This is a genomic window from bacterium, assembly GCA_030654305.1.
Taxonomy (GTDB): Bacteria; Krumholzibacteriota; Krumholzibacteriia; order LZORAL124-64-63; family LZORAL124-64-63; genus PNOJ01.
In genome coordinates this window covers 1-5672 of the sequence record JAURXS010000342.1, presented here as the reverse complement: position 1 = coordinate 5672, position 5672 = coordinate 1, and the positions used below count along the sequence as shown (strand labels likewise).

The 5672-nt window shown below is 72.4% G+C and carries 6 protein-coding genes; 1 reads left to right on the top strand and 5 read right to left on the bottom strand.

All coding sequences use genetic code 11. From position 1 onward, the window contains the following. Positions 1 to 119: 119 nt before the first annotated feature. From Q7W29_09830 to Q7W29_09815, 4 genes are read right to left on the bottom strand one after another with little or no spacing between them, the layout of a single operon-like run. Positions 120 to 1118, bottom strand: a complete 999-nt coding sequence (locus Q7W29_09830) for an aldo/keto reductase (protein ID MDO9172119.1) — start codon at positions 1116 to 1118, stop codon at positions 120 to 122. A gap of 41 nt (positions 1119 to 1159) precedes the next feature. Beyond that, the gene (locus tag Q7W29_09825; protein MDO9172118.1) at positions 1160 to 2002 is read right to left on the bottom strand and encodes a metal ABC transporter permease; all 843 of its coding nucleotides are present in this window, start codon (positions 2000 to 2002) and stop codon (positions 1160 to 1162) included. Beyond that, positions 1995 to 2771 (bottom strand): ATP-binding cassette domain-containing protein, encoded by a 777-nt coding sequence (locus Q7W29_09820; GenBank protein MDO9172117.1) that lies wholly within the window; start codon positions 2769 to 2771, stop codon positions 1995 to 1997. Before Q7W29_09820 ends, Q7W29_09825 begins: the two co-directional genes overlap by 8 nt. Next, positions 2768 to 3664, bottom strand: a complete 897-nt coding sequence (locus Q7W29_09815) for a zinc ABC transporter substrate-binding protein (protein MDO9172116.1) — start codon at positions 3662 to 3664, stop codon at positions 2768 to 2770. Before Q7W29_09815 ends, Q7W29_09820 begins: the two co-directional genes overlap by 4 nt. A 108-nt stretch (positions 3665 to 3772) precedes the next feature. On the opposite strand from Q7W29_09815, the gene Q7W29_09810 reads away from it, so the two are divergent. Beyond that, positions 3773 to 5083, top strand: a complete 1311-nt coding sequence (locus Q7W29_09810) for a hypothetical protein (protein ID MDO9172115.1) — start codon at positions 3773 to 3775, stop codon at positions 5081 to 5083. 94 nt (positions 5084 to 5177) lie between these two features. On the opposite strand, the gene Q7W29_09805 is transcribed toward Q7W29_09810, so the two are convergent. Then, positions 5178 to 5672: hypothetical protein (locus Q7W29_09805; protein ID MDO9172114.1), on the bottom strand; the 495-nt coding region annotated here is incomplete at its 5' end.

Below are 5672 nucleotides of genomic sequence, written 5' to 3'. Positions count from 1 at the left end.
TGCCGAGACCGGGGTGTCCTGCAGGCCCTGAAGCCAGGATGGCGAAAGGGCCGGAAGGCCAAGCGCTCCGGGCACACGAGGTGCCCGGAGCGCGTCCCCTGTCCCGGCAGGAAGCGCGCCTACATCCCGCGCCAGCACTTCTCCGGCTGGGGGCGATTGTCGAGGATCCCCTCGATGCGCTCCAGCACCTCGGGGGTGAGTCGCGCCGCCACCTCCAGCGCCTTCATGTTCTCCGTCACCTGTTCGGGCCGCGAGGCGCCGGTGATCACCGTGCTGACGTCGTCGTTGGCCAGGCACCAGGCGATGGCCAGCTGGGCCATGGTGCAGTCCAGCTCGCGCGCCAGGGGCGCCAGCAGCTTGACCTTGGCGATCTTCTGGCGGCCCTCCTCGCTCTCGAGGTGGGGGCGCAGCCACTGGTAGTTCGGCAGCGACATGCGCGAGCCCTCGGGGATGCCGTCGTTGTACTTGCCGGTCAGGATGCCGCTGGCCAGCGGCGACCAGATCGTGGTGCCCAGGCCGATCTCCTCGTAGAGCGGCGCGTACTCGACCTCGACGCGGTGGCGGTGCAGCATGTGGTACTGCGGCTGCTCCATGGTCGGCGGGGTCAGGTGCTCGGCGCGCGCGATGTCGTGGGCCCGGCGGATCTGCGCGGCGCTCCACTCGCTGGTGCCCCAGTAGAACGCCCGGCCGCTCTCCACGACCCGGTGCATGGCCCGCACGGTCTCCTCGATCGGCGTCTCGAGGTCGGGGCGGTGGCAGAAGATCAGGTCCACGTAGTCCAGGCCCAGCCGCTTCAGCGCGGCGTCGGTGCCCTCCATGACGTGCTTGCGCGACAGGCCGCGGTCGTTCGGTCCCGGACCGCCCCAGAAGATCTTGGTGGAGATGACCAGGTCGCTGCGCTTCCAGCCGGCGCGGCGCAGGACCTCGCCCATGATCTCCTCGGAGCGGCCAGCGGCGTAGACCTCGGCGTTGTCGAAGAAGTTGACGCCGGCGTCGACAGCGGCCTTCATGCAGTCGTGGGCGAGGTCGACGTCCATCTGGTCGCCGAAGGTCACCCACGAGCCGAACGAGAGGGCCGAGACCTTCAGGCCCGACTTGCCGAGAAATCTGTATTCCATCATGTTCTCCCCGATGTTCGTGTGTGTGAGGCGGGAAACCGTCAGGCCCGCCGCTTCAGGGCGGCCGCGACGCCGGCCAAAACGTAGACCAGCGCCGCCAGGAGGATCGTCACCGCGCCGGCCGGCAGGTCGGCGGCATAGGCCAGGGCCAGCCCCGCGGTCGTCAGCACCGAACTGAGGGCGGCGGACAGCAGCATCATCTGCCACAGCCGCCGCGAGAAACGCCCCACGGCCGACACCGGCAGCGAGATCAGCGCGATCACCAGGACCACGCCCACCACGTAGATGAGCGTGACGATGGTCAGCGCCACCAGCAGCAGCAGCAGCGTGAAGACGGCGTCGGTGCGCACGCCGCGCAGCCGCGCGAACTCCTCGTCGTAGCAGACCGCCAGCAGCGGGTCGTAGAACAGCGCGACCACCAGCAGGATCACCCCGTCCAGCACCAGCAGCAGGCGCAGCGTCTCGGGGTCCACCATGACGATGTTGCCGAACAGGTAGGTCATCAAGTCGGCCTTGTAGCCCGGCGTCAGGAACAGGAACAGCACGCCGACGGCCATGCCGACGGCCCACAGGGCCGAGATGACCGTGTCCTCGCGGTCGCCGCCGCGGGCGCGCGCCGCGCCGATGATCACCGCGCCGAGCACCGCCGCGAACACGGCCCCGTGCAGGGGCGTCAGCCAGGCCCAGCCGTGCACCGTGCGCAGCCAGATGGCCAGGCCCATGCCGCCCAGCACGGCGTGGGCGAGGCTGCCGGCGATGCCGGTGATGCGGCGCGTGACGACGTAGGTCCCGACCACGCCGCTCGCGACGCTGGCCAGGGCGCCGGCCAGCAGCGCGTGGCGCAGGAAGGCGTGGCGGCCCAGGGCTTCCAGGAACTCAATCACGGCAGGCGCCGCCGGCCGGGGGATGACCGGAGTGGTCGTGGTCGTGGCGGACCAGGCGCAGGTCCTCCCGGGCGTCGAAGAGCAGGGACAGCTCGCGCGGGATCTCGGTCACGCAGTGCTCGACGCAGGTGCGGTTGACGCAGAGGACACGGTTGACGAAGCGCGAGACCATGCTCACGTCGTGGGACACCATCAGGATCGTGCGCGTGGCGTTCAGGCGGTTCAGCAGGGCGTACAGGTCGTCCTGGACCGTCGGGTCGAGGCTGGCGGTGGGCTCGTCCAGCAACAGGACCTCCGGGTCGCCGCACAGCGCGCGGGCGATCAGCACCTTCTGGCGCTGGCCGCCCGACAGCTCGGAGAAGGGCCGATCGCGCAGGTCGGCCGCGTCGGTCGCCTCCAAGGCGGCCAGGGCGGCTTCGCGGTCGCGGCGCCGGTAGGGGCCCAGGGTCGGGCGCAAGCCCAGGCGGCCCATGATGGTCACGTCCATGACGGTGACCGGGAAGCGCGGGTCCAGTTCCACGCGCTGGGGCATGTAGCCCAGCTTCAGGCGCGATTTCGACGGCGGGCCGCCGCACACCTCGACCGTGCCCCGCCGCGGCGAGAGCAGGCCCAGCAGCAGCTTCAGCAGGGTCGACTTGCCGCCGCCGTTGGGGCCGATGACCGAGACGAAGTCCAGGGCGTGGACGTCGAAGCTCACGCCCTGCAGCGCCGGCTGACGGCCGTAGGCGTAGTCCAGGTCGCGGACGCGGATGACCGGGGCGGCGCTCACGGCGCGGCCGGCGCCAGCGCGGCGAGCATCGCCGCCGCCATGAGGCGCAGGTTCGCCGCGTAGTCGCGGGCCAGCGGATCCAGCACGCCCACCTCGAGGCCCGCCTCGCGGGCCACGGCCCGCGCCTGGTCCGGCGAAGTCTGCGGCTGCAGGAAGAGCGTGCGCACGCCGCGGGCGCGGGCGCGCTCGAGCAGTTCGGCGAGGTGGCGTGGGCTGGGCGACTGGCCGCCCTGCTCGACGGCGGTCTGGGTGAGGCCGTAACGTTCGGCCAGCCAGCCGAACGCGGGGTGCATCACCAGCAGTTCCCCGCCGCGCACCGGGGCCAGGGTCGCCGCCAGTTCGCGGTCGAGGTCGGCGAGTTCGCGCTGCAGCACGCCCAGGCGCCCGGCGTAGACGGCGGCGCCGTCGGGATCGAGGCGGCCCAGGGCCGCGGCCATCCGCGCGGCCGCGTCGGCGGCCATGACGGGATCGAGCCAGACGTGCGGGTCGTGCTCGTGAACGCCCTCGCCGAGGTGCCCGTCGCCGTCGTCGTGCGGGTCCGCCGGGACACCCACCGCCTCGTCCGCGGTGGGGACGACGAGCAGGTCCGGCAGCATCCTCTGCAGGCGCGGCTGCAGGGCCTGTTCCATGGTGGCGCCCACGGTGAACCAGAGCGCGGCCTCGGCGGCCGCCGCCAGCTGGCGGGGCGTGGGATCGTAGGCGTGGGGGGAGGCGCCCGGGGGCACGAGTTCCAGCACGGCGACACGGTCGCCGGCCAGCCGTTCCACGAGCCAGGCCTGGGGCGGGATGCTGACCAGCACCAGGGGGCGCGCGGCCGTGTCCCGGTCGGCGGCGCCGCCGGTGCCGGACGCGAACAACAGGAACGTGGTGACAAGTGTGAAGCGTCGCAGCATCGTCCCTCTCCGTCGGTGAGCCCCCACCATGGAAAGCCAATCCGGCGACGAATGCAACCCCGCAGGTGCGGCGTCGTAAAGGACCCGCACCGAACCGAGGAGCCGACCATGCGCGCGCGACCCGTCCCGTCGATCCTGCTCTGCCTGCTCTGCCTGCTCGCCGCCTCGCCTGCCTGGGCCGACGCGGTCAGGCTCGCCGCCCCTGAACCCGGGAATCTGTTGAGCGCCGGTTTCCGCCTCGAGACGGCGGGCGAGGTCGAAATCGTGGCCGTGGGGCTGCGGCAGAAGTTCGCCGGCAGCGATGCCGTCCGCGCCTGGCTGCTGCGGCGGGGCGACGAAGCGCCGGTCTGGTGCCAGGACCCCGACGCGGGCGAGCCGGTCGGCTCAAGCCGGCTGCTGCGACGCGGAGCGGCCCGCGTGCGTCTGGAGCCCGGCGACTACGTGCTCTACCTCGCCGCGGGCCGGGGCTCGCGCCAGGGGAAGGCGTTCCACCAATGGCAATCGGTGCTGAACGACCTGGCCGACCTGCTCAACCGCGAGGACCCGCAGGCCCGTCCGGGTGACTACTTCGGCAAGTGCGAGGCTTCGGTCACGCCGAGCGGCGGCCTCGTGCTGCTGCCCGCCGCGCCGCCGCCGCCCGCGTGGCCCGTCGTCGTGCGCCCCGCCGCGTCCCACATCGCGACCGTCCCCTTCCGGTTGACGCGCACGGCGCGGCTGACCGTGGCGGTCACCGGCGAGGCCGGCGAGGGGGGCGACCAGGCGCTCGACTACGGCTGGATCGAGGATGCGCGCACCGGTCGGACGGTCTGGACCGCCGAGGACGCGACGCCGCGGCCGGCGGGCAACGCCGCCGTCAACGTGCGCTGGGAGGATACCCTGGCGCTGAACGCGGGCGACTACCTGGCCGGGTTCCTCAGCGACGCCGTCCACGGCCCCGGCGACTGGCACGACCTGCCTCCCTACGATCCCGAAGCCTGGGGCCTACGCCTGATGCCGGTCGCCGCCGACGTCGGCGCGCTGCCCAGCACGCCCGCGGACGTCGCCGTCACCCGTTCGCCGGAACTGCTGGTACGGCTGGTGCGGCCGGGGAACGACGCCGAACTGCGCGAGGAATTCTCGCTGGCCCGCGCCTCCCGTCTGCGGGTCCGCTGTCTGGGGGAGGGTGGGCGCAGGATGTTCGACCACGGCTCGATCACGGACCTCGGCAGTGACCGGGAAGTCTGGACGATGACCGCCGCGGCGTCGCGGCCCGCCGGCGGCGCGGGCAAGAACCTGCTGTTCGACGGCGAGATCGAGCTCCCCGCCGGCCGCTACCTCGCGACCTTCGTCACCGACGGGAGCCACGCTTGCGGCGACTGGAACGCCTCGCCGCCGCCGGGCGCGCAGGACTATGGGTTGACGATCCGGCTCCTGCCCTGAGGCGCCCCGCGTCACCGAAGCGAAAGGCCCCTCCCGGTCGGGAGGGGCCTTCGCCGTGCGGACCCGCAGGGCCCGCGCTGGTCGAGGAGGCGAGTTATTTGAACATCGCCTTCACGCCGCCCCACTGGTAATTCTCGTTGGCGACAGGCGCGTCGATGGTGACGGTGGCGACGTTGCACGCGTCGGCGCCGTACCCGTCGATGATCAGGTAGTACCAGCCGGCAGCGGCGGCGCTGTAGCTGATGGTCTCGACGCCGTTGGCCGTGGTCTCGTCGGCGCCGGCGACGCAGGTCGCGGCGGCGGCGGCGCAGTCGGTCACGAGCCACAGGGCCGAGTCGTGGGCGCTGACCATCGAGGCGGTGAGGTTCTCGCCGGCGGCCAGGTAGACCTTGTAGGTGGCGTCCTTGCCGGCGGAGGCGTAGCCGGTGCAGCCCGTGGTGCCGCCGGCGTCGTAGTTGTTGGTGTAGCCGGCGCAGAGGTCGACCGTGAAGACGTTGGTGTCGAAGCTCTGCAGGTCGATGGCGCCCGCGCAGACGTCGTTGGCCGGCGGCGGCGGCGGCGGCACGTCCTCGGTGATGGCCAGCGAGAA